Origin of the sequence: Segatella paludivivens DSM 17968 = JCM 13650 (assembly GCF_000373185.1) — a bacterium.
Taxonomy (GTDB): Bacteria; Bacteroidota; Bacteroidia; order Bacteroidales; family Bacteroidaceae; genus Prevotella; species Prevotella paludivivens.
This window is the reverse complement of the sequence record NZ_KB890660.1, coordinates 20,027-41,920: the sequence shown is the minus strand read 5'-3', so window position 1 is coordinate 41,920 and position 21,894 is coordinate 20,027. Positions and strand designations below refer to the sequence as shown.

The window sequence follows — 21,894 nt, the reverse complement described above, 5'->3', positions numbered from 1 at the left end:
AAATTTGCAAATCTGACTAGAACTTCGTAATTTCGCAACGCAATATAATATCATTGCTATGATTTTACTAAGTTTTGACACAGAAGAATTTGACGTACCCCGCGAGCATGGGGTTGAGTATTCATTAGAAGAAGGGATGAAGGTTTCCATATTGGGAACAAACAGAATCCTTGATACACTTAAAACAAATAACGTAAAAGCCACATTTTTCTGTACTGGAAATTTCGCTGAAAATGCTCCCGAAGTTATTAAACGCATCATTGATGAAGGTCACGAAGTGGCTTGCCATGGTGTAGACCATTGGCGTCCGAATGCTAACGACGTTTTCCGTTCAAAGGAAATTGTTGAGCGTGTTTCGGGTGTCAAGACAAGAGGATATCGCCAACCGCGAATGTTCCCTGTCTCTGATGACGACATAGAAAATGCAGGATTTGAATATAATTCATCACTCAATCCAGCATTTATCCCTGGAAGATACATACATCTGAACACTCCACGCACATATTTCATGCGTAAGGGGGTAATGGAGATACCAGCATCTGTAACTCCAATTATACGTTTTCCGCTATTCTGGCTTGCACTACACAATTTACCAGAAAGCATATATTATTGGATGACAGATAGAGTGTTAAAGCACGACGGATACTTTGTCACTTATTTCCACCCATGGGAATTTTACGAACTTAAGCAACATCCAGAATTCAAAATGCCATTTATTATTAAGAATCACAGTGGACTGCAAATGGCGCAGCGATTGGACAAATTGATAAAATACCTTAAGAATAAAAACGAGGAGTTTATTACGTTCAGTGAATTTGTAGAAAAGAAAAGGATATGATAAAATTAGCGACTATTTCTCCATGCTATAACGAAGAACCAGTTTTAGAAGATTCTGTGAAAAAGCTCACAGAGTTTTTTGATGGTCTTGTAGCTAAAGGGAAAATATCAAAAGACAGCATGATGGTCTTCGTCAATGACGGTAGTAAAGACCAAACTTGGGATATCATCAGAAAGATGCATAATGAGAACCATTATGTAAAGGGTATCTCATTAGCCCACAATAGCGGACATCAAAATGCTATCATGGCTGGTATGATGGTTGCTAAAGACTGGGTAGACGCCGTAATCACTATTGACGCAGACCTTCAAGACGATATCAATGCCATTGAGCAGATGATTGATGACTTTGAACAAGGCAACGACATTGTATATGGTGTGAAAGTATCACGTACAGCCGACCCTTTGTTGAAGAGAATGTCAGCAGAGGCTTTCTATAAGCTACAGGACCGCATGGGCGTGAAGAGCGTTTTCAATCATGCTGATTTCCGACTGATGAGTAAACGTGCATTAGAAATGCTTGCAGAATACGATGAGAGAAATCTATATTTGCGTGGACTCATCCCATTAATAGGACTTTCTTCAACAACTGTTGATGACACAATAAGTGAACGTCAGGCTGGTAAATCAAAATATACTCTTCGTAAGATGTTGGGGCTTGCGCTCGATGGAATAACATCGTTCTCAATAAAACCGATATATAATATCATATACATGGGAATTCTCTTCCTGCTTGTATGTATAGGCATAGCAATTTATGTAATTCATGCTCTAATTACAGGAACAGCCGTGCACGGTTGGGCTTCACTGATGCTTTCTGTTTGGTTTGTAGGAGGAATAATGCTTATTTCTATTGGCGTGATAGGTGTATATATCGGAAAGATATATATTGAGGTGAAACATCGTCCGCTTTATAATATCGCAGAGATACTAGGGAATGAGGAATAAACTGCAGTCTTTTTGGAATAATCATCCTCAATGCCATAAGGATGTGGGTAGAGTATTGCGCTTTGGTGTCACGGGATCATTATCCACGGGTTTGCACTATTGTGCTTATTTACTTGCATTGCTAGCTTTCAACGCAACTATATCATATACTATTGGATATGGTGTTGGGCTAGTATTCAACTATTTCATGACAACCCATTTCACTTTCAAGAAACAATCTTCAAAGAAGAATGCAGCAGGTTTCCTTGCAAGTCACATCATTAATTACCTTCTAGAGATAGGACTTCTTAATTTGTTGATGCACTTTGAATTCGGGAAACAACTTGCCGGCATTATGACACTGGTTATGATTGTACCAATAAACTTTTTATTATTAAGGTTTGTATTCGTGAAACTAAAATAAGTCTCACGAATACAAATAACTTTTATTTATTGAATTGATATAAATCCATATCAAACTCTGCCCAATTCTTGATGAATTTGAATTTATATCCCTCTTTCTTAAATCCGTCTACACACATCTCATAATCAGAATGAGTTATCACTAAGAAACCGCTTTGAGGCTTCTCGTTATAAAAATTATGCACACGGTTATTAAGATAATAATTCAGCTCAAAGAAGTGTGGCTTGTCTCCAGGAGTTCTTATAGCGTAATCAATATATTCATATATCTTACCTTTGCTTTCAGGCGCTATTCTATCTATACATCCAGCGACTGCTCTTTGAGACTTAACATTTAAGGCAGCAGGTGTATAAACGCCGTCTACCGACAGATAAAGCGCAAAAGTAAGGGCTAATATGCCATAAACCAATTTGTCGTCATTGTGTCTTTTCTGATATCTCCACCATGCTAATCCTATGACGGTAGTTGCAAGTATCAAAACATATTGCCACCAACTTCCTATGTTTGCGAAAGCCTGCATAGTTGCGATATTTGTAATTGCGTGTTTCCCGTGTCCTCCAAGTATAGTTAAAGGTGCTATACCAGACTTTATCAAGACAAAGACAACAAACAGCAAAGTAGATAACACCGAAAGTATTCCACCATATATGCGCAAAGGTTTCTGTTGCCTATCTGAAAGCCACACAAGAAGCTTAGTTATGAAATATGCCAAGAACGGATATATAGGCATTAGATACACAGAACGTTTACTCTGTGGTATACAATAGAATACAAATATTGAGACTATTGCTATCAATGAATATAAATCTATATTATCCATAGAGAGCACATTACTCCATATACTCTTCAGATTGATTTTCTTTTTAAAATTCCAATGCACAAAGAACAGTGTCGTTATCAGCAACAATATCCAAGGCAAGTATCCAGTGAATACAGTCAGGAAGTTGTATGGCCACGGATTCACACATGAATCATAGTTCATTGTATTGGTCATTCTACCAACATTCTCTTCATACATAAGATCAAGGAACGACTGTCCCCCTTGACGATATGCAGCATAGAACCATGCACCATAAATCAAAAGCGATAGTAATCCAAATGCAACTAGGGTAAAGAAAGCACGGAAAAAGTTCACCTTACGCATCAACATAAAGATCCCCATCACCATACATGGTATAATAGAGCCAACAGGTCCCTTTGTCATTGTGCCTAGTCCCATAAGTACTATCGCTATCCAAGGAATGCCTTTCATATTGTGCTCATACCATCTCATCAAGTCATATATAGCACAGACCGTTAGCATTGTCAACACCATGTCTACACGGCAATTACCACCGGCGCGATGAAGTTCAAAACTAGTGAAGGCTGTCAATGCTGTGATAATACCAATCTTATTGCCCTTTCGTTTTGCAAAAAACGCAAAAGTTGCCATAGTCATTATTATCAATGCCACTGCAGAAGGGATACGTGACGTTGCTTCAGTCACTGATCCATAAACACTACTTACAACAGCTACACACCAATGAAAGAATGGTGGCTTATAAGCCGTTTCGCCTCCCATGTTTGTTGGTAGCACCCAATTATCACTGGCAAGCATAGTATATGAGACAATAGCTTCACGAGGCTCGCCCTTAGTATGAAAATCAGACATACCAAGAAACGGCAGAAGTGTGAATGAGCACACTAATAAAAGCAACCAGAAGTATTTGTTGCGGAATAATAATTTCATTTTTGTTAGATAAATCTTTACTTTTGGCAAAATTACAAATAATTATTTATTTGATAGTGCATTTATTGCATTATTCTCTTAATTTTATATACTTTTGTATTGAATTTATTACGCATAAGAAATGAAACGCTTTACAAAAACTATTGAATATATATTATCAATCCATATATTAGCTATTTTAGCATTATCATTATTCAGACTTATAGAGTACATTTCTCTTCATGGAATGATAACGGATAATAGAGCTGATAGATTTATCGCGTTTGTCAACGGATTATGGTTTGATAATGTTGTTGCATCTTATATATCAGTGTTACCATTGGCTGTAATATTGTTTTCTGCCAGTTTCAACTATTATCACAAATGGATGTTAAAGGCCGTAATGATATGGTATTCAATTTGGTTTGCTATAGCATTTATACCATCTGCAGCCAACACTCCATATTTTGCGTATTTCTTTAAAAATATCAATTCGAGTATATTTGAATGGTTTGGCTATGCTTCAACTACTTCTGGGATGTTGTTTCAAGAATCGTCTTACTGGCTATATATAGCATCTTATTTTATTATTATTTCCATTTTTGTCTATTTACTAAAACGGCTATACACTTTTTTCTGGAAAAGAATAGACGAAAGCCATGCAGACTTCTACACTTTACCCAAGATGTCTTTGCGTCTAATTGTAACTTTCGCTTTCGTTGGAGGCTGTATTTTCGGTATTCGTGGCAGAGTTGGATATAACCCGATAAAAATTAGTGAGGCATATTATTGCAATGATTCTTTTCTAAATCAGCTCGGCATTAATCCGGCATTTAATCTTCTTACTAGTTCGCTTGACGATATGCGCAAAGAGAATCGAGAGATCCACCTAATGCCTTATGGAAAAGCAATAACACAGGCAAGGGCTTCACTTGGAATTACAGGCAAGATAGACAGTACTAATGTACTTTCACAAGATATAAAGACTTGTGGACCTGCAAAGAAACACAATGTCGTAGTAATATTAATGGAGTCGATGTCTGCTAGTCTTATGCAGACTTTTGGACAAAATGAACGGCTCACCCCTAATCTTGATTCATTATTTAATCATTCATTAGCCTTTACTAATTGTTATAGTGCTGGTATACATACAAACCAAGGAATGACAGCTGCGCTTTATTCCTTCCCTGCCATAATGTCGAGAAACCTTATGAAAGGTACTGTTACACCACATCGTGACGGTATCCCTACTGTATTGAAAAGATATGGGTATCATAATTTATTTTTTATGACTCATGAGGCACAGTATGATAATATGAAGGCATTCTTTTCAACAAACGGTTACGATGATATTTACTCTCAAGAGAACTATCCAAAGAATCAAGTTGTGAATAGTTTCGGAGTAAGCGATCATTTCTTATTCAACTATTCACTCCCTATTATAAATAAGGTATCTAAGAGCGGAAAACCTTTCTTTGTTACTCTACTTACAATTAGTAATCACCCTCCATATATCATTCCGTCTTTCTTCCATGCAAAGACCTCAAAGCCTGAAACACAGATTGTTGAATATGCAGATTGGGCAATTGGCGATTTCCTTAAAAAGGCAAAGAAACAATCATGGTATAAAAACACTGTTTTCGTTATACTCGCCGATCATGGAAAGCTTGTTGGTAATAGTAATTGCGAACTGCCTGTTTCATACAATCACATTCCACTTATGATATTTGGTGCAGATATTCCTACAATGAAGTGCAATAACCTTATGGAGCAAATTGACGTAATGCCAACTTTACTGCAACTGCTAAACATGTCTTACAAATACAATGGTTTTGGAATAAACGCAATAAAGGGAAAGCGAACTAAAGCCTTTTATTCTGCTGACAATGAAATTGTAGGACGTGACGCTAAACGTTGTTACATTTTCAATCCATCAATGAATAGTAGTTTCTGCTATGATGTAGCTCCAAATGGAAAGTTGCAACAGAATAAGAATGTAAAGCAATTCTCATATCTTCGCAACTATGTATTCTCTATGACTCAGACGGCGGAATATGCCACACGTCAATCTAGACTTCATTAAGAGTTTTCGTAATTATTATGCCATCCGCGGATATAATATTTGAAGAGCTTGCATAGTTCCTCAAATTGTCCTGTACGTATAAAGTAAACAGAATTTCTTATTATGAACTTTGTGAATATATGGTGATAATTATTATAAGTATGGTCAATATACCCTTGATTCCTATAAAAATAATGTGAGAGCTGTTTCGGTTTTACAAGAACATTTTTGTGTGAAAAACCGGGAGAAACTCGTCCCTTGCGTCCTTTTTCTGTAGGATGATAATGTATAGCTGTAGTAACAGTATGAGCGACGTATCCTGCTCGTCGTGCGCGCGCTGTATATTCCTGCTCGTCACCCCAAATAAAACATTCTTTTTTTATCAATCCTATTTTTTCAATAACTTCACGTTTAATCAAAGTTCCATTGAAAGGATAAATCATTACATCGAAATCTTCGTTTTTTGTTACATCATCAACATATATATATTTATGTCCATTTAGCGGTCCGAAAGCAAGTTTTTTGTGATCATCTTTATCTATAACCAATGCATTAAGAAAAACAAAATTCGTTTTTTTATTAAAGTCTATCAGCGTTTCCAATTGGTTAGAGTCAGGGATACCATCGTCATCCATCATCCAAAGCCACTCATAGCCGTTATCCATCATATATTTCATGCCGGCGAAAAACCCTCCAGCACCACCTAAGTTATCTTGATTAATAACCTTAATGTCTGTTTGTGCTGTTAAGTATTCTGTTGTTCCATCTGTACTCCCATTGTTAACCACAAGAATATCTAAATTCGTGTATGTTTGACGCTTTACGTTCTCAACACAAACTTTAAGATCATTCAGACGATTATAAGTAACTATGACATTTAAAACTTTATCAGACATTTTTCCCCTATATTTCAATTAATCATTTAATGCAAATAGTAGATAACAAGCATTCATAATTGCTAATACTATATATCAGACTGCAAAGTTACATATAAATAGTTATCTATCCTATTTTTGCAGATTAATATATATTTTTACTTACTTGTTTTGCTCTTTGATAAACATTAATTATCTTTGTAAAAAAAATATGTTATCAATAATAATTCCAATTTATAATTCAGAGATATATCTCCAAAGATGTCTTGATAGTCTTGCATCCCAAACAGATAAAAACTTTGAAGTTATATTGATAGATGATGGTAGTACGGATGATTCTGCCAACATATGCAAACATTACTGTTTAAATGATTTTAATTTCAAGTATTACTATCAAAAAAATGCAGGACCAAGTACTGCAAGAAACATTGGATTAAAATATGCACAAGGAGAATTTATTTCATTTATAGATTCTGATGATTTTGTTTCATCTAGCTATGTTGAAAAGATACTTAAGAATATGAATTGTGATATTCTTTTTTTTAGCAGCATACACCAAAAGGCAGATGGTAAAGATGAAAAACATTCTTATAATAACAGAGCAGATATTACATTTCTTAATGTATTATTAGAACAAAATCAATATTGGGATTTTGTCTATACCTGGAATAAATGCTTTAAGAGAGAGATCATAATATCTCATAATTTGTTGTTTGATGAGAATATTAGTCATGCAGAAGATGAACTATTTACATTGGAATATACAAAATATACCAATCTTGTAAACACAATTAATGACGCTATCTATTTTTATCAAGTAGGTATAGGAATAAGTAAAGAATTACCTTCATTAGATGAGTTTATTATTATAAATAATAGTATTTCTGAAATTGCAAATAAATTTAAAGATAAAGATATCTCCCATTATCTTAACTTTCGAGTTATAAACTATTGGTTTAATGCATATCTATATCAGAGATGTGGCTATTTTTATGCCTACCATCAAGCGAAGAAGCTTACAAACACTTTAGACAAAAAAGAATTAAAAAGATTCCTCTCTAATTATTCTTATGACAGACATATTACACTATCTAAACGAACAGAGCGCTTTGAAAAAATAGTATTGTCTGATTCTTCGCCTATAATAAATAAACTACGATTGCTTTGGCTTGCTTTTTATGAATGGCAAAAAATAGCAATAAAAAACATGCGCCACAAGATTTAAGATCATGCTTTCATAAATGCATTTACTAAACACTCAATTTTAACATTGCAATAAAACAAACAACATATTATTAGACTAGTTACAGATAATTTGACAATAACAAATACGAAGTTGGGTATAATCATATATATTAATGTGAGCAAGGATGCTCACATTAATGGTTTATAATATCATTGGGGAAGAATTCTTTAAAAAAATATATAATATAGTAATAACATAATTTCTAACATTAGATTTTCCTTTCTATTCTTTTACATAAAGACACCATGTTATCGGCTTTACAATACTATGGGAACAAGATAAACTCACTAATATCAAGAGAAAGTCACGTAGATATTATTATTGAGGAAGAACTTATGCAAAAATATCAACAATGAATCCTCGTATTTCGCAGAGCCCCACTTACAGTTAATCGTTATTGCTTGCTAATATAACTTATAACTAAACAAACAGCATGGCTTAATATCATACACGTAAGTATGACTAATATATGTTTGTATAGCAATGGATATTATCAAGGTATTGCTATATAACAAGAAAAACCCGTCAACAATTAATATTGACGGGCTTTAATATGTTTTGTCTTATATTTAAGACTGAAATTACTTAACTTCTACAGCTGCTCTAGCTGCCTCAAGTTTTCTATGATCACGGATTTCCTTACCAGTTACAAGATAAGCAATAGGTGAAGCTACGAATATTGAAGACAATGTTCCGAATACAACACCAATTGACATTGCGAATGCAAATGGTTGAATACTCTTACCACCAAGCAACAAGATAACTATCAAAACTATCAATGCTGTTGATGATGTATTAACAGTACGGGCAAGTGTCTGATTAATTGAATCATTGAACAATACCTGTAAGTCTTCATTAGGATGTAGTTTCAAATTCTCACGAATACGGTCGAATACCACAACCTTATCATTAATAGAATAACCAATGACGGTCAGCACCGCACCAATGAACGTCTGGTCAACCTCCAGAGAGAAAGGCATAACCCCTTGCAGCAATGAGAACAGACCGACTACAGTCAAGGCATCAAATGCAAGAGCTACTGTTGAACCTACTGAGAACGCAACATTGCGGAAACGCAGAAGGATATACAAGAAAATAGCAACCATTGAGATAACCACACTGAAAATCGCGCCATAAGTAACATCCTTAGCTACAGAAGGACCAACTTTAGAAGAACTTATTATTGAACCACCACTACGAATATCTGGGTTCTTAAATGACTGAAGATTCTTCTGACTTACCATGCCAGCCTTTTTCAGGCCTTTATAAAGCAGTGTTTCTGCCTGATCATCAACATTAGAACTATTAGATTCTATCTTGTAGTTCGTTGAAATACGGATAGTCTTGCTATCTGTACCAAGTGATATGGCACTAGATGTACAGCCAGGGAAGATACCATCAAGAACTTGACTAACCTGCTCTGGTTGTGTAGGTTTCACAAACTGAACAACATAGTTACGACCACCAGTAAAGTCTATACCCTTTGACAAGCCACGTACAAAGAAACTTCCTGCAAACAAGACAATAGCAAGTCCAGTAATAGTAAATGTCGTCTTATACATTGACATGAAATGGATATTTGTACCCTGCATAAGGTTCTTGCTAATACCTGTCCAGAACTTAAGCTTCATCCAACGGTCATGGTTAAGCTTATATTCATAAACAAGACGTGTCAAGAATACGGAAGTAAAGAATGAACAAATAAGACCTATAATCCATGTTGTAGCAAATCCCTGAATAGGACCTGTACCGAAGATATAAAGGATTACACCTGTAATAAGTGATGTGAGGTTAGAGTCGAAGATGGCAGAGAAAGCGTTGCTATAACCTGCGGATACAGCCTGTTTCATGCCCTTGCCGGCTCGAAGTTCCTCTTTTATTCGTTCATATATAAGCACATTGGCATCAACCGCCGTACCGAGCGTCAGCACCATACCCGCTATACCACTCATTGTAAGTGCCGCCTGGAAAGACGTTAATATACCAAGTGTGAAGAATACGTTAACAATAAGAGCGGCATTAGCAATCATACCAGGGATGAAGTTATACATGGCAACCATGTAGAAAATCAAAAGGACGAAAGCTATAACAAATGAAACAATACCCTGCTGTATAGAAGCGGCACCCAATGTAGGACCCACAATATCTTCCTGTACTATATGTGCAGGTGCAGGCATACGACCGGACTTCAATGTATTAGCAAGGTCCTTTGTATCCTCAATTGTGAAGTTTCCGCTGATAGAAGACTGACCACCATCAATCTCACCATTTACACGAGGAGCTGAATATACAGCGTTATCAAGAACAATAGCAATAGCCTTACCAACGTTAGCCTTTGTCAAGGCTCCCCAACGGCGTGCACCGTCAGAATTCATTGTCATTGAAACCTCTGGAGAACCAGACAGATGATCAAACTGATCACTTGCATCTGTAACAACATCACCCTCAAGTGGTGCACGACCTGTGGTCGTAGTAATCTTCAAAGCATGAAGTTCATATATATTCTTTGCCTGAATACCATCAGCAGGCTTAGCACTCCAAAGAAGTTTAAGATCTGATGGTAATATCTGCTTTGCAGCAGCACTATGGATTACTCTATTTACAGCAGCTGTATCGCGTACGCTTGCATATCCAACAACGCTAAGAGAATTCTGTCCTGTTGTCTGCAACATTGCAAGCAATGGATGCATTTTCTTTGCAGCATCAATCTGTGCTCTGCTTGCCTCAGATGCGTCATCCTTAGCAGCACCCTTAATCTTAAATTTAGGTTGAGCTGTTGCGATAGCTTTCTTAGGAGCAGCCTTCTTTACAGTTGCAGTATCAGCGTCACCACCGTTTGCAAGACGAGAATCAAGCTGTGTCAGATAAGGGATAACCTCACTAGCATTATATGTCTCCCAGAATTCTAGATTTGCACTACCTTGAAGTAGCTTACGCATACGTTCAGGTTCCTTAATACCTGGCATTTCAACCATGATACGACCTGCCTGACCTTCAAGTTTTTGGATATTAGGTTGAACTACGCCAAACTTATCAATACGAGTACGAACTACATTGAATGAGTTATCTATCGCAGATTGAATATTAGCACGAAGAACCTTCTCTACCTCAGAATCAGAACTCTGTGGAGAAACCTTACCCTGCAATTGCTGAGTAGCAAAGATTTCTGCGAGATGATGTCCCGGTGCATTCTGATGATAATACTTAACGAAGAGAGAGAGAAAATCACTCTGACTAATTTCCTGTTCGGCTTTAGCCTGCTTCATTGACTTAGTGAAAGCTAGGTCTGTCTTGTGGTCAGCTAGAGTCTCGACAACATCAGGTACTGATATTTCCAAAACTACATTCATACCACCCTTAAGATCCAGACCAAGACCAATTTGAGTTTCCAAGCACTTCTGATAAGAATAAATACCCAAATACTTAACAGAATCTTTATAATTCTGTTGTGCAATAGGGTCTTTAAGCTTTGCAGCCTCGCCGTCATAATAACGTGTGGCGAACGAGAATGAAAGATAGAAAATGCTTGCAAGTGTCAGTAGGACAGCTGTACAAATTACAATTCCTTTGTTTTGCATTTTTTATTATGTTATAAATTATTTGTTTTTCTATGTTCTCTATATAATTCACAGACTATATATAGAAGTGCAAAAATAACATTTTTTTGTCACTTTAAGAAATTTATAGCCTGTAATTATTCATTTTTTAGGGTTTTCCCCGCTTTTTTAGCCAACAAAAGATTGGATAATGGTCAGAATCTTTTATTTTACTATCAACTTTGCACTCAAAAGGTTGCCAATCACTTGAGCACATAATATTGTCTATTCTCACATACATTCCACCTTCATGATAGCTGAAGCCTGGTCCGTTTCCACTTTCTACATAGCAATCTTTTAAATTCTTAGATATTACATAATGAGCATACGATATAGGAGTATCGTTAAAATCTCCACAAAGAATAATACTTCTACCAAGGTGCTTGCTTAAATATCTAGCCACAGCGTCAGCCTGAGGGGCACGCTTTATCGATGCCTCACTAAGTTTGTCCACTAGATGATAAGAGGCTTTTTTTGCGGCAGTTCCTTCAAGTTTTCCTTTCACCATGGACTTAAAACTGGATTTATCCTCAACTGAGAGTCCAGTTGTCTCTAGATGATTATTAACAACAATGATTGTATCGTTGCCTTTCTTTATTTCATAAGCCATACTAAGGTTACCCTTTGAAGGATATTGAATGCGCTCTCGAGAAACTATTGGATACCTGCTATATATTGCAATGCAATCTCCTCCCGGTCTACTCATTGCTGTATCTCGATATTGATATAACTTATCCATAACAGAGTCAACTCTTGCCTTTCCTATCTCATTTGTTAAAGCTTCCTGCAAACAAAGAATATCAGCCTTCTGTTCACGAATATATTCCAATATAGGGAATTTACCATCAGGAAAACGTTCCCAACCAGCAAACGACCATACGTTGTATGACATCACTTTTATAGCACCATCTGGCGGAGTGCTAGGTATATTAAATGGGATGTATGTGCGTATAGGGATATAACAAAATATATATCCAAGCAAAGGTATTAATATTCCAATTTTCTTGAAGCACAGCCAAAAAATCAAAAAACAAAAATTTATCAGCAAGAATATTGGAAAGACCAATCCAGCATTAGCCAACACTCCATGCTTCACAGGGTCAAGTCGATCTGAATAACCTATAAACAACATTATAAAGATCGTTGCCAGATTAGCTCCAGCTATCAGTTGCAGAAGGAATTTCCTTAACGAACCAAACATAATAATACTTTCAATTCTTCTTACTGCTTTCAAAAAGGCAACGCTTCTCGTCTGCAGTCAGACTATCATATCCACTCTTGCGTATTTTGTCCAGAATACGGTCTATATTATCTTGTTCAGCCTTTTTGCGAGCATTATAATCCCAGTCGCTGTTATGTGAATTATAATTTTCAGGTTCTGCATTTTTATTATGCCATGTACTAAATTTCTTTCCACTACCTCGCTTATCCCATTTGCGCTTCAAGTTATCAAAAAATTGATTACCACCAGACATATTAGACCCACGATAAGCATGACTACGCCAATATCTAATCATGAAGAAACCGACAACCATTCCACCAAGGTGGGCAACATGAGCAACCCCATCACCAGTCGTAGCCATTGCTGAAAATAGTTCAATACCTGCATATATCATGACAAACCATTTTGCCTTGATAGGGAAAGGGATTGGGATAATAAATAATTTTTCATTTGGAAACAACATTCCGAATGCTAAAAGCACACCGTAAATGGAACCAGACGCACCAACTGTAGTCCATGCGTTAAGTGCTTGTCTTGCTACCTCAGGCAAATGCATTACGGAAACATTGGCATTCTGAGATGAAAGCATAAAATACAAATCAAAGAATTGCGCCAATTCCTGAAAGAGTCCTGCACCAATTCCACAAGAAATGTAATAAAAAAGGAAGCGCTTTGCACCCCATGTTCTTTCAACTATCATACCAAACATCCACAAGGCAAACATATTGAAAAATATATGTGTAAAAGTGGCATGCATAAACATGTAAGTTACCAGCTGATAAATATGGAAATCTGGGGCTAGAAAGAAGTGCAATCCTAGGACATCATTTAAGTCTATTGGAGAACCACCAAACAAGTTAACAGACCGAAGTACGTACATAGCAAAGAATGCCAATACGTTTATTATAAGTAAGTTCTTTGTTACCGTTGGAATGCGCATCATATTATGTAATTTCTTATAGTTCGACAAATGTTGTATTATGGTTGCAAAATTACTAAAAATATCCCTTAAACACTACTAATGCACAAGGTTTACCACAAATTTTCGAAAAATAAATCACTTTTTTTGTTTTTTTGTTTGTTTTTTAAAATGAATAACCTATATTTGTCACCAGAAAAGATATTTTTTATATAAATAATCATTAAATAATTCAAAGTTATGAACAAGACAGAATTAATCGACAAGATTGCTGCAGGCGCAGGTCTGAGCAAAGCAGATGCTAAAAAGGCATTGGACGCAACAACAGCTGCAATTAAAGACGCTTTAGTTGCAGGTGACAAAATCCAGCTTGTAGGCTTCGGTACATTCAGTGTTAACGAGCGCCCTGCTCGTGAAGGCATTAACCCAGCTACAAAGGCTAAGATTCAGATTGCAGCAAAGAAGGTTGCAAAGTTCAAGGCTGGCGCAGAGCTTTCTGATGCAGTAAATAAATAATTGTAAAAGATTATTCAACATAAAAGAGCGACTCTAACGAGCCGCTCTTTTCTTTTAAATATTGTTAATCTACTTTATTTTGGCTGTTTACCAATATAAGCTAGAATTCCTCCGTCAACATACAAAACGTGGCCATTTACGAAATCACTTGCGTCTGAAGCAAGGAATACTGCTGGCCCCATAAGATCTTCAGGAGTACCCCAACGCGCAGCAGGAGTTTTACTTATTATAAAGCTATCAAAAGGATGATGACTTCCATCTGGCTGTAATTCACGAAGAGGTGCTGTCTGTGGAGTTGCGATATAACCAGGGCCTATACCATTACACTGTATGTTATACTCACCAAATTCAGAACAGATATTACGTGTCAGCATCTTCAATCCTCCTTTAGCAGCAGCATAGGCACTTACAGTCTCACGTCCGAGTTCACTCATCATTGAACATATATTGATAATCTTACCGTGACCTTTTTTCTTCATTCCTGGGATAACAGCCTTAGAAACAATAAAAGGTGCATTAAGATCAATATCAATAACCTGACGGAAATCTTCGACACTCATCTCATCCATAGGAATACGTTTGATAATACCTGCGTTATTAACAAGTATATCAACAGTACCAAGTTCCTTTTCAATTTCAGAAACAAGGTTTTTTACCTGCGCTTCATCAGTAACGTCAGCAATATACCCTTTAGCATCAATACCTTTTGCTTTATAATCAGCCATTGCTTGATCAAGATGTTTCTGACTGCGGCAATTGAACGCAACTTTAGCTCCTGCCTTAGCATAAGCTTCAGCAATAGCGAATCCAATACCATAAGCAGCACCTGTTACCAATGCCACCTTACCTTCCAAAGAAAAGTTTTTTGAAAATGTATCCATTATTTTTGTTTTACTATTAAGTTATCAGAGTAGTCTGATGCAAAAATACAAAATTAATTTGAAACGACCTATTTTTCAACATTTATCTTTCATCTGAAGTGTATAATATCAGTGACTACAGAAACTATTATTCTTGTTCCACATGCCATCCCAGTTAGTATTCTAATTTGCATGTAAGGCTGAAGAAAAACAGAGTCTGGCGGAACATAACCCAGCCAGACTTTGTATTATAATTGGACTATAATTCAAACTTATAACCAACGGTAAACGATAAGGTTCTATTTTGAGAGGTTGATCTGGAATTATTTCCACCCCATCCTGCATCGCCATCCTTACGCAAGTCGGTTACACCAATATTGTATCTCAGATCAGCAACCATATTCTTGTATTCATAGCTTACACCTACAGGTACAGAAAGAGAGAATGATTTTATCCCTTCTACATCACTATGAACTGCTGATAACGATTGACCTTGATAGCTAATTGTGACATCACCACCCGTTTTCTTGCTAACTGCTAATTCAGGCTGCAGCCCCGCTTTTACGGCAAGACCTTTCCATATATAAACATTAGCCAAAATTGGCATTGTAATACTGTTGAGATTAATCTTCAAATTATCATTAATCGCAACTTTAACTCCATCATTTGAGGTCTCTGAGAATTTTTTTGTGTCATAGCTTGCACCCTGTTGAGTATAGAATACTCCTAAAGAAAGACCGATGATTTTAGAGAATTGATACTGTGCTTCAACACCAGCAGTAAATCCAAACTTGTTTTTGCTTTCATTAAATCCTATCCCCCCTGCTTTTACCATATTTTCTTCTGATAAAGTGTGAAAAATTAATGATTCACTAGGTGACATTTGTGGAATCACTACGTAAGCTACATTAATTGGCATATTACCAGAGAAGTTACTTGCTGTAACACCAATTTTTGGTGTAATAGAGAAAGTACCAGCCTTCTGTTGAGCACATACACTTGAAACAGTCATAAGTAAAGCTGCTAAAAAAAATAATTGTTTTTTCATTGGTTTAATATAATAAATATTTGTTGATTTTCACATATTATATACTTGTCAAATTGTTACAAATATGGTTATTGGGCATAATTCTTTTCGCTTTTGGGGTATTTGCATGCTTTAGCAGTAAAAGGTAAATCCATCTTTTTTTTATGATTAGCGGTTAATATTGCACATTTTTTGTACAAAATAAAAAAACCGCAAATCCTTTTATATTAGGAATCGCGGATTTTTTATGTTGTCCCAGGCGGATTCGAACCACCACTGACAGAACCAAAAACTGTAGTGCTACCATTACACCATGGGACAATCAATATGAATTGTTTCCAATTTCGGGTGCAAAGGTAATAGATTTTTCATCTACTACCAAATTTTTAAGCGTTTACTTTACTGTAATTAAGTAATAATTCTTCTTTCCACGCTGTACGAGGAGATATTTTCCGTCAATAAGATCATCAGAAGTTATCATTTGATCAAAAGCTGCAATCTTCTCTTTATTCAAGTTTACGCCACCGCCTTTTACCAACTTACGCATTTCACTCTTGCTTGGGAATATCTCCATACCATCCTGATTAAATAAATCTACAGCAGTTCCGCCGAGTAAAGACTTATCAATAGTGTAATGAGGAACATCCTTAAAGACATCATTAAGTGTAGCTTCATCAAGTTTTGAAAGACTATCTTTTGTTGCCTTTCCAAAGAGAATATTACTTGCAGCAATAGCCATTTCAAGGTCTTCCTTAGAATGAACCATTACCGTAACTTCTTCTGCAAGGCGTTTCTGAAGAACACGTCTACCAGGATCTTGCTTATGCTCTTCAATAAGAGCATCAATTACATCCTTTTCAAGACTTGTGAATATCTTTATATATCTTTCAGCATCATCATCGCTTACATTCAACCAGAACTGATAGAAAGCATAAGGAGTCGTACGGTTACGGTCAAGCCATATATTACCACTCTCAGTCTTACCAAATTTCTTTCCATCTGCCTTTGTTATCAAAGGACACGTAAGACAGAAAGCCTCAGATTCGCTACCGAGAGTACGACGTATTAACTCTGTTCCTGTTGTCATATTGCCCCACTGGTCATTACCACCAAGCTGCAATCTTACACCGTATTTCTGATATTGATAAAGGAAGTCATAACCTTGAAGCAACTGATAAGTAAACTCGGTGAAAGACAAACCATCACGAGCCTCTCCATTAAGACGCTTCTGCACAGAGTCTTTAGCCATCATGTAATTAACAGTGATATGCTTTCCAACCTCACGAACGAAATCAAGGAAAGAGAAATCTTTCATCCAATCATAGTTGTTGACAAGTTCTGCCTTGTTTGGAGCATCACCGTCAAAATCCAAGAACTTTGCAACCTGTTGCTTTATTGCTTCCTGGTTATGATATAATGTCTCAGAATCCAAAAGATTACGTTCCTGACTCTTGCCTGAAGGATCGCCAATCATACCTGTAGCACCACCTACAAGGAGATATGGTTTATGACCGCAACGCTGCAAGTGACTAAGCATCATAATTCCACAAAGGTGACCAATATGCAAAGAGTCTGCCGTTGGGTCTGTACCCAAATAAGCCGATACCATGTGCGACTGTAAATATTCCTCTGTACCCGGCATAATCTGAGCAAGCATACCACGCCATTTCAGTTCTTCAACAAAGTTTTTTGACATTATTATATTATTCCAATTAAAAGACGAACAAATATTCTCGTCTAATTATTATTTATATTACTGGGGCCCGTTACAGGAAACTTACGGCACCGGATCATATCCACTACCACCCCAAGGATTACATCTTAATATTCTCCATATAGCCAACCCCATCCCTTTTATTGGTCCATGCTTTAGAATTGCCTGCCGCGCATACTCAGAGCATGTGGGAGTAAACCTACAAGAAGGCGGAGTATAAGGAGTTATGAATTTCTGATAAAACAATATTGGCAATACGAGGATCCACACAATGGCTCTCGACACATGATGCAATATGTTTATTAGTAATTTCATATTTTCTCACTAACACGTTGAATAAGATTTTTCATCTTTGTTTCTACAACAGCTGTATCATATAATTTTGAATCAAGCCATATAAAAGCCATCACCAAGCTACATCCATCTGACACCTTTTCCGATGCGAGAATACGATTTCGTCTATACGCCTCCCTTATCTGTCTTTTCACGCGATTACGCTTTACAGCACGTTTAAAGCATTTTTTAGGTACGCTGACAAGTATCTGAGTATTTGGGGCATCGTCAGCTATATCATCAGACTGCATATACATATAGACTACCCTTAGTGGGTAAGCAGACATAGAATGACTTTTGCCCCCATTAAAGAGTCGGTCTATTAGCAACTTGCTACAAACACGCTCTTGCTTAGTCAGAGTTTCAGCTTGGGATGCCGACATTATTTTTTGTTTTTCTCAAGAAAAGCCTTTAGTGCACCGGTCATTGAAGGATAATCTTTACTTGGTGCCATGAGGTCTAGATGTAAATTTTGAGCTTCCACTTCTTTAGCAGTAGCAGGACCAAAGGCTCCAATCTTAATATCGCCCTGCTTAAAATCAGGGAAATTCTTCTTTAAAGCCTTAACACCAGTTGGACTAAAGAAGATCATCATATCATAATCAAAGTTTTGCTTTTCTTCATCCGTAAAATCATTGCTCACGGTACGATACATCGTACAAATAGTATGCTTTATATTTTTGGCATCAAACATATCTTTAATGTCATCATTATGGACATTACTTAATGGAACAAGGAAATTTTCCGTTTTATGTTTTAGCAAAAGTGGCAACAGACCATCAACTTTACCTGTTGTACCAAAGAAAATTTTTCGTTTACGATACTGCACGTATTTCTGGATATAAAGTGCAACCGTCTCAATAAGACAAAAGTACTTCATATCTTCAGGAATAGTAACACGTAACTCTTTAGCTAGCTTGAAATAATTGTCTATAGCATGGCGCGATGTAAAGACAACTGCTGTATGAGCAAGCAAGCTAACTTTCTGTTCACGGAATTCTCTTGAAGAGATACCCTCTATTTTGAAAAACGGACGGAAATCCAATTCCACACCAAACTGATTTGCGATGTCATAATATGGTGACTTTTCGCTTGTTGGCTTAGGCTGAGAGATCAGAATCTTCTTAATCATTATGTCCTAAAAATTTATTTTCAAATAACCATTTATAACTGTCAATACTCCCCATAATGTGAGTAAAGGCATAACTTCGAGTGCACAAAAGTACAAAATATCTTGCAAAAAGGCGCCTTTTTGCCTGAAAAAGATTATATATGTCTTATATAGAGACAGTAATTTTAATAAAACCACTACTATAGCAGTATAAATAAATGCGGTTTTTAATGCCAATCCAAAATATGCGACTAACATTACAACAGGAAACACCAACAATCCTTCGACAGAAATTATAAATAAAAATGATTTTATCCATTGTTCATTTGACTTTTTGTCAAAGAATGTGAGATTGACTATCGTATAAGCGACAAACTTGAATAGGAAATAAACCAGTATTACTCCCGAGAAAAAGCCCACCACTTTATATTGTTCAACTATGAATGTATCACTGATAACCGAACGCGCATAAAGGAAGAATAACAACGAAAACTGTAGACATGTCTGCAACATCAAAAAGAACTGAAAACGAAATTCTCCTGACGTCTCTGTTATCGTGGTTGTTTCACCATGCTGAACATAAAAGAAGTTCTTTGCCTGACGCACGATGAACTTATGAGACTGAGCGAAAGCCACCATTGCCAATATAAAACAAGCAAGTAATATTCCTGTTATAAGATTATCACCAGCAATGGTATAAGGCACAGGGTCACCAGCAACACCAATACGTCCGCCTGACAATTCTGGATGAAACCAAGGTGAATTCGAGAAGAACGACTCCTTGTAATACTTTGGCAGGCTTACATCACGCCAGCTCTTACCAACAGGTTGTCCTGGAAGGTGTAAGGTGTCGGGCATATCGCTCCAATGAATATCACTGGGCTTTATATTTGCCTGAATAGCTGAATCTTGCTGCTCGGGCGTAGCATCCTTAGGCAACCAACTGAGTATCTGCGCCGGTGTAGGTTGCTTTTTCACATGCGGAATTCCTGTTAAGGCTTTCTGCTGTGCATTTTCATTTACTATGGAATCTTCTTGCTGTATCATATAAAAAAGGACGGGTCTGAAATTTTCCCGTCCCCTCTTTATGGTTTTAATTAAATATCAAACGCTTTCTTAATTTCATCCACACGGTCTAACTTTTCCCATGTGAATAATTCCACTTGGATCATTTTTGTCTCATGGTATCTACTAGTGAACGTTTTTGTCACTGTTTGGTTCTTTCTTCCCATGTGACCATAAGCGGCAGTTTCAAGATAAATAGGCTGGCGCAATTTCAATATGCGCTCTATTGCCTTTGGTCGAAGGTCAAACATCTGTTTGATCTTCTCAGCAATCTCACCATCAGACATCTTAACATTGCTGCGACCGTATGTATCAACATAAATACTTACAGGTTGTGCTACACCTATTGCATAAGCCAACTGCACCAACATTTCATCAGCAACGCCTGCTGCGACCATGTTCTTTGCTATATATCGTGCTGCATAAGCTGCAGAACGGTCTACCTTGGAAGGATCTTTTCCTGAAAAAGCGCCACCACCATGAGCACCCTTACCACCATAAGTATCTACAATTATCTTACGACCTGTAAGTCCTGTATCACCATGAGGGCCACCAATAACGAACTTTCCCGTAGGGTTAACGAAATACTTAATATCATCATTGAACAAAGCAAGCACCTTGTCGCCAAGTTTTGCCTTTACTCGTGGAATGAGAATATTTATCACATCTTCCTTGATTTTGGCAAGCATTGCATCGTCATCGTCATCGAACTGGTCATGCTGTGTACTCACAACAATTGTATCAATAGCCAAAGGCACATTCTCATCACTGTATTTGATCGTAACCTGACTCTTTGAGTCTGGACGCAAATATGTCATCACGTTGCCTTCCTTACGTATTTCGGCAAGCGTACTCATAAGAAGATGAGACAAATATAGGGAAACAGGCATATAATCCTCGGTTTCATTTGAAGCATATCCAAACATCATACCTTGGTCACCAGCTCCTTGATTTTCCTCATCAGCACGGCTTACACCACGATTAATATCATCACTCTGCTCGTGAATAGCGGTAAGAATACCACAAGAATCACCATCAAACTGATACTCGGCCTTTGTATATCCGATATTTTTTATAGTGTTGCGCGCAATAGTCTGCAAGTCAATGTATTCTTTTGAGCGCACTTCACCCATTATAATTACTTGTCCGGTAGTACAGAATGTCTCTATGGCACAATGAGAATTCTCATCATACGCAAGGAACTGATCAAGCAAGGCATCTGATATCTGATCTGAAACTTTATCAGGATGTCCTTCTGAAACTGATTCTGAAGAAAATAAATAAGGCATATATCTTAATCCTTTCTTTTAAATATACATTAAAAACTTTTAGGCTGCAAAGTTACAGTTATTTCGCTGAATATCAAAGAAAAACCACTCCTTTTATATTTCTACAACAAAAAAATGGGTGTACGAAACTTTATCCGTACACCCACGTATATAAAAGACTGTT

At 36.8% G+C, this 21,894-nt stretch carries 19 protein-coding genes and 1 tRNA gene; 6 read left to right on the top strand and 14 right to left on the bottom strand.

The features are described 5' to 3' along the window. Window positions 1-58 precede the first annotated feature (58 nt). The 3 genes from B045_RS0110235 to B045_RS0110225 are packed head-to-tail and all read left to right on the top strand — an operon-like array spanning window position 59 to window position 2,188. Window positions 59-838, top strand: a complete 780-nt coding sequence (locus tag B045_RS0110235; protein ID WP_018464170.1) for a polysaccharide deacetylase family protein — start codon at window positions 59-61, stop codon at window positions 836-838. Continuing rightward, window positions 835-1,785 (top strand): glycosyltransferase family 2 protein, encoded by a 951-nt coding sequence (locus B045_RS0110230; RefSeq protein ID WP_018464169.1) that lies wholly within the window; start codon window positions 835-837, stop codon window positions 1,783-1,785. Before B045_RS0110235 ends, B045_RS0110230 begins: the two co-directional genes overlap by 4 nt. Then, window positions 1,775-2,188, top strand: a complete 414-nt coding sequence (locus B045_RS0110225; protein WP_018464168.1) for a GtrA family protein — start codon at window positions 1,775-1,777, stop codon at window positions 2,186-2,188. Before B045_RS0110230 ends, B045_RS0110225 begins: the two co-directional genes overlap by 11 nt. Window positions 2,189-2,210: 22 nt before the next feature. Here the strand turns inward: B045_RS0110225 and B045_RS0110220 are convergent, their stop codons facing one another. Next, the gene (locus B045_RS0110220; protein ID WP_018464167.1) at window positions 2,211-3,917 is read right to left on the bottom strand and encodes an ArnT family glycosyltransferase; all 1,707 of its coding nucleotides are present in this window, start codon (window positions 3,915-3,917) and stop codon (window positions 2,211-2,213) included. Window positions 3,918-4,038: 121 nt separating this feature from the next. Between B045_RS0110220 and B045_RS0110215 the strand changes: the two genes are divergently transcribed. Continuing rightward, entirely contained in the window at window positions 4,039-5,979 is a 1,941-nt protein-coding gene (locus B045_RS0110215) for an LTA synthase family protein (protein WP_018464166.1), read from the top strand. Here B045_RS0110215 and B045_RS0110210 read toward each other — a convergent pair. Further along, a complete protein-coding gene (locus B045_RS0110210) occupies window positions 5,976-6,854 on the bottom strand; it encodes a glycosyltransferase (protein ID WP_018464165.1) in 879 nt (292 codons plus the stop codon). The genes B045_RS0110215 and B045_RS0110210 overlap by 4 nt on opposite strands. Before the next feature lie 190 nt (window positions 6,855-7,044). On the opposite strand from B045_RS0110210, the gene B045_RS14935 reads away from it, so the two are divergent. After that, window positions 7,045-8,058 carry a glycosyltransferase family 2 protein gene (locus B045_RS14935; protein ID WP_018464164.1) on the top strand — a complete coding sequence of 338 codons (1,014 nt, stop codon included), beginning with the start codon at window positions 7,045-7,047 and terminating at the stop codon, window positions 8,056-8,058. A gap of 602 nt (window positions 8,059-8,660) precedes the next feature. On the opposite strand, the gene secDF is transcribed toward B045_RS14935, so the two are convergent. From secDF to B045_RS0110190, 3 genes are all read right to left on the bottom strand, one after another. Further along, the gene (gene secDF, locus B045_RS0110200; protein ID WP_018464163.1) at window positions 8,661-11,657 is read right to left on the bottom strand and encodes a protein translocase subunit SecDF; all 2,997 of its coding nucleotides are present in this window, start codon (window positions 11,655-11,657) and stop codon (window positions 8,661-8,663) included. Between the two features lie 127 nt (window positions 11,658-11,784). Next, a complete protein-coding gene (locus B045_RS0110195) occupies window positions 11,785-12,876 on the bottom strand; it encodes an endonuclease/exonuclease/phosphatase family protein (protein ID WP_018464162.1) in 1,092 nt (363 codons plus the stop codon). Window positions 12,877-12,886: 10 nt separating this feature from the next. Further along, window positions 12,887-13,840 carry a rhomboid family intramembrane serine protease gene (locus B045_RS0110190; RefSeq protein WP_018464161.1) on the bottom strand — a complete coding sequence of 318 codons (954 nt, stop codon included), beginning with the start codon at window positions 13,838-13,840 and terminating at the stop codon, window positions 12,887-12,889. A gap of 216 nt (window positions 13,841-14,056) precedes the next feature. On the opposite strand from B045_RS0110190, the gene B045_RS0110185 reads away from it, so the two are divergent. Next, complete coding sequence (locus B045_RS0110185; RefSeq protein ID WP_018464160.1) at window positions 14,057-14,332, top strand: HU family DNA-binding protein; 276 nt, start codon at window positions 14,057-14,059, stop codon at window positions 14,330-14,332. Window positions 14,333-14,406: 74 nt separating this feature from the next. Here B045_RS0110185 and B045_RS0110180 read toward each other — a convergent pair whose 3' ends face one another. The 9 genes from B045_RS0110180 to metK form a co-directional block, all read right to left on the bottom strand. After that, the gene (locus B045_RS0110180; RefSeq protein ID WP_018464159.1) at window positions 14,407-15,213 is read right to left on the bottom strand and encodes a gluconate 5-dehydrogenase; all 807 of its coding nucleotides are present in this window, start codon (window positions 15,211-15,213) and stop codon (window positions 14,407-14,409) included. Between the two features lie 238 nt (window positions 15,214-15,451). After that, complete coding sequence (locus B045_RS0110175; RefSeq protein ID WP_154650152.1) at window positions 15,452-16,240, bottom strand: porin family protein; 789 nt, start codon at window positions 16,238-16,240, stop codon at window positions 15,452-15,454. A gap of 229 nt (window positions 16,241-16,469) precedes the next feature. Further along, a tRNA-Gln gene (locus B045_RS0110170) sits at window positions 16,470-16,540 on the bottom strand. Window positions 16,541-16,613: 73 nt separating this feature from the next. After that, window positions 16,614-17,915, bottom strand: a complete 1,302-nt coding sequence (gene tyrS, locus B045_RS0110165; protein WP_018464157.1) for a tyrosine--tRNA ligase — start codon at window positions 17,913-17,915, stop codon at window positions 16,614-16,616. Between the two features lie 81 nt (window positions 17,916-17,996). After that, window positions 17,997-18,248: a membrane protein insertion efficiency factor YidD gene (gene yidD, locus B045_RS15125; RefSeq protein WP_081618627.1), complete on the bottom strand. Its 252-nt coding sequence runs from the start codon at window positions 18,246-18,248 to the stop codon at window positions 17,997-17,999. Further along, window positions 18,245-18,649 carry a ribonuclease P protein component gene (locus B045_RS0110160; RefSeq protein WP_025883466.1) on the bottom strand — a complete coding sequence of 135 codons (405 nt, stop codon included), beginning with the start codon at window positions 18,647-18,649 and terminating at the stop codon, window positions 18,245-18,247. The genes yidD and B045_RS0110160 overlap by 4 nt, the downstream gene beginning before the upstream one ends. Next, window positions 18,649-19,398: a uroporphyrinogen-III synthase gene (locus B045_RS0110155; RefSeq protein ID WP_018464155.1), complete on the bottom strand. Its 750-nt coding sequence runs from the start codon at window positions 19,396-19,398 to the stop codon at window positions 18,649-18,651. Before B045_RS0110155 ends, B045_RS0110160 begins: the two co-directional genes overlap by 1 nt. A gap of 6 nt (window positions 19,399-19,404) precedes the next feature. Beyond that, window positions 19,405-20,424: a DUF4271 domain-containing protein gene (locus tag B045_RS0110150; RefSeq protein WP_018464154.1), complete on the bottom strand. Its 1,020-nt coding sequence runs from the start codon at window positions 20,422-20,424 to the stop codon at window positions 19,405-19,407. A gap of 50 nt (window positions 20,425-20,474) precedes the next feature. Next, the gene (metK, locus tag B045_RS0110145; protein WP_018464153.1) at window positions 20,475-21,731 is read right to left on the bottom strand and encodes a methionine adenosyltransferase; all 1,257 of its coding nucleotides are present in this window, start codon (window positions 21,729-21,731) and stop codon (window positions 20,475-20,477) included. Window positions 21,732-21,894: the final 163 nt, after the last annotated feature.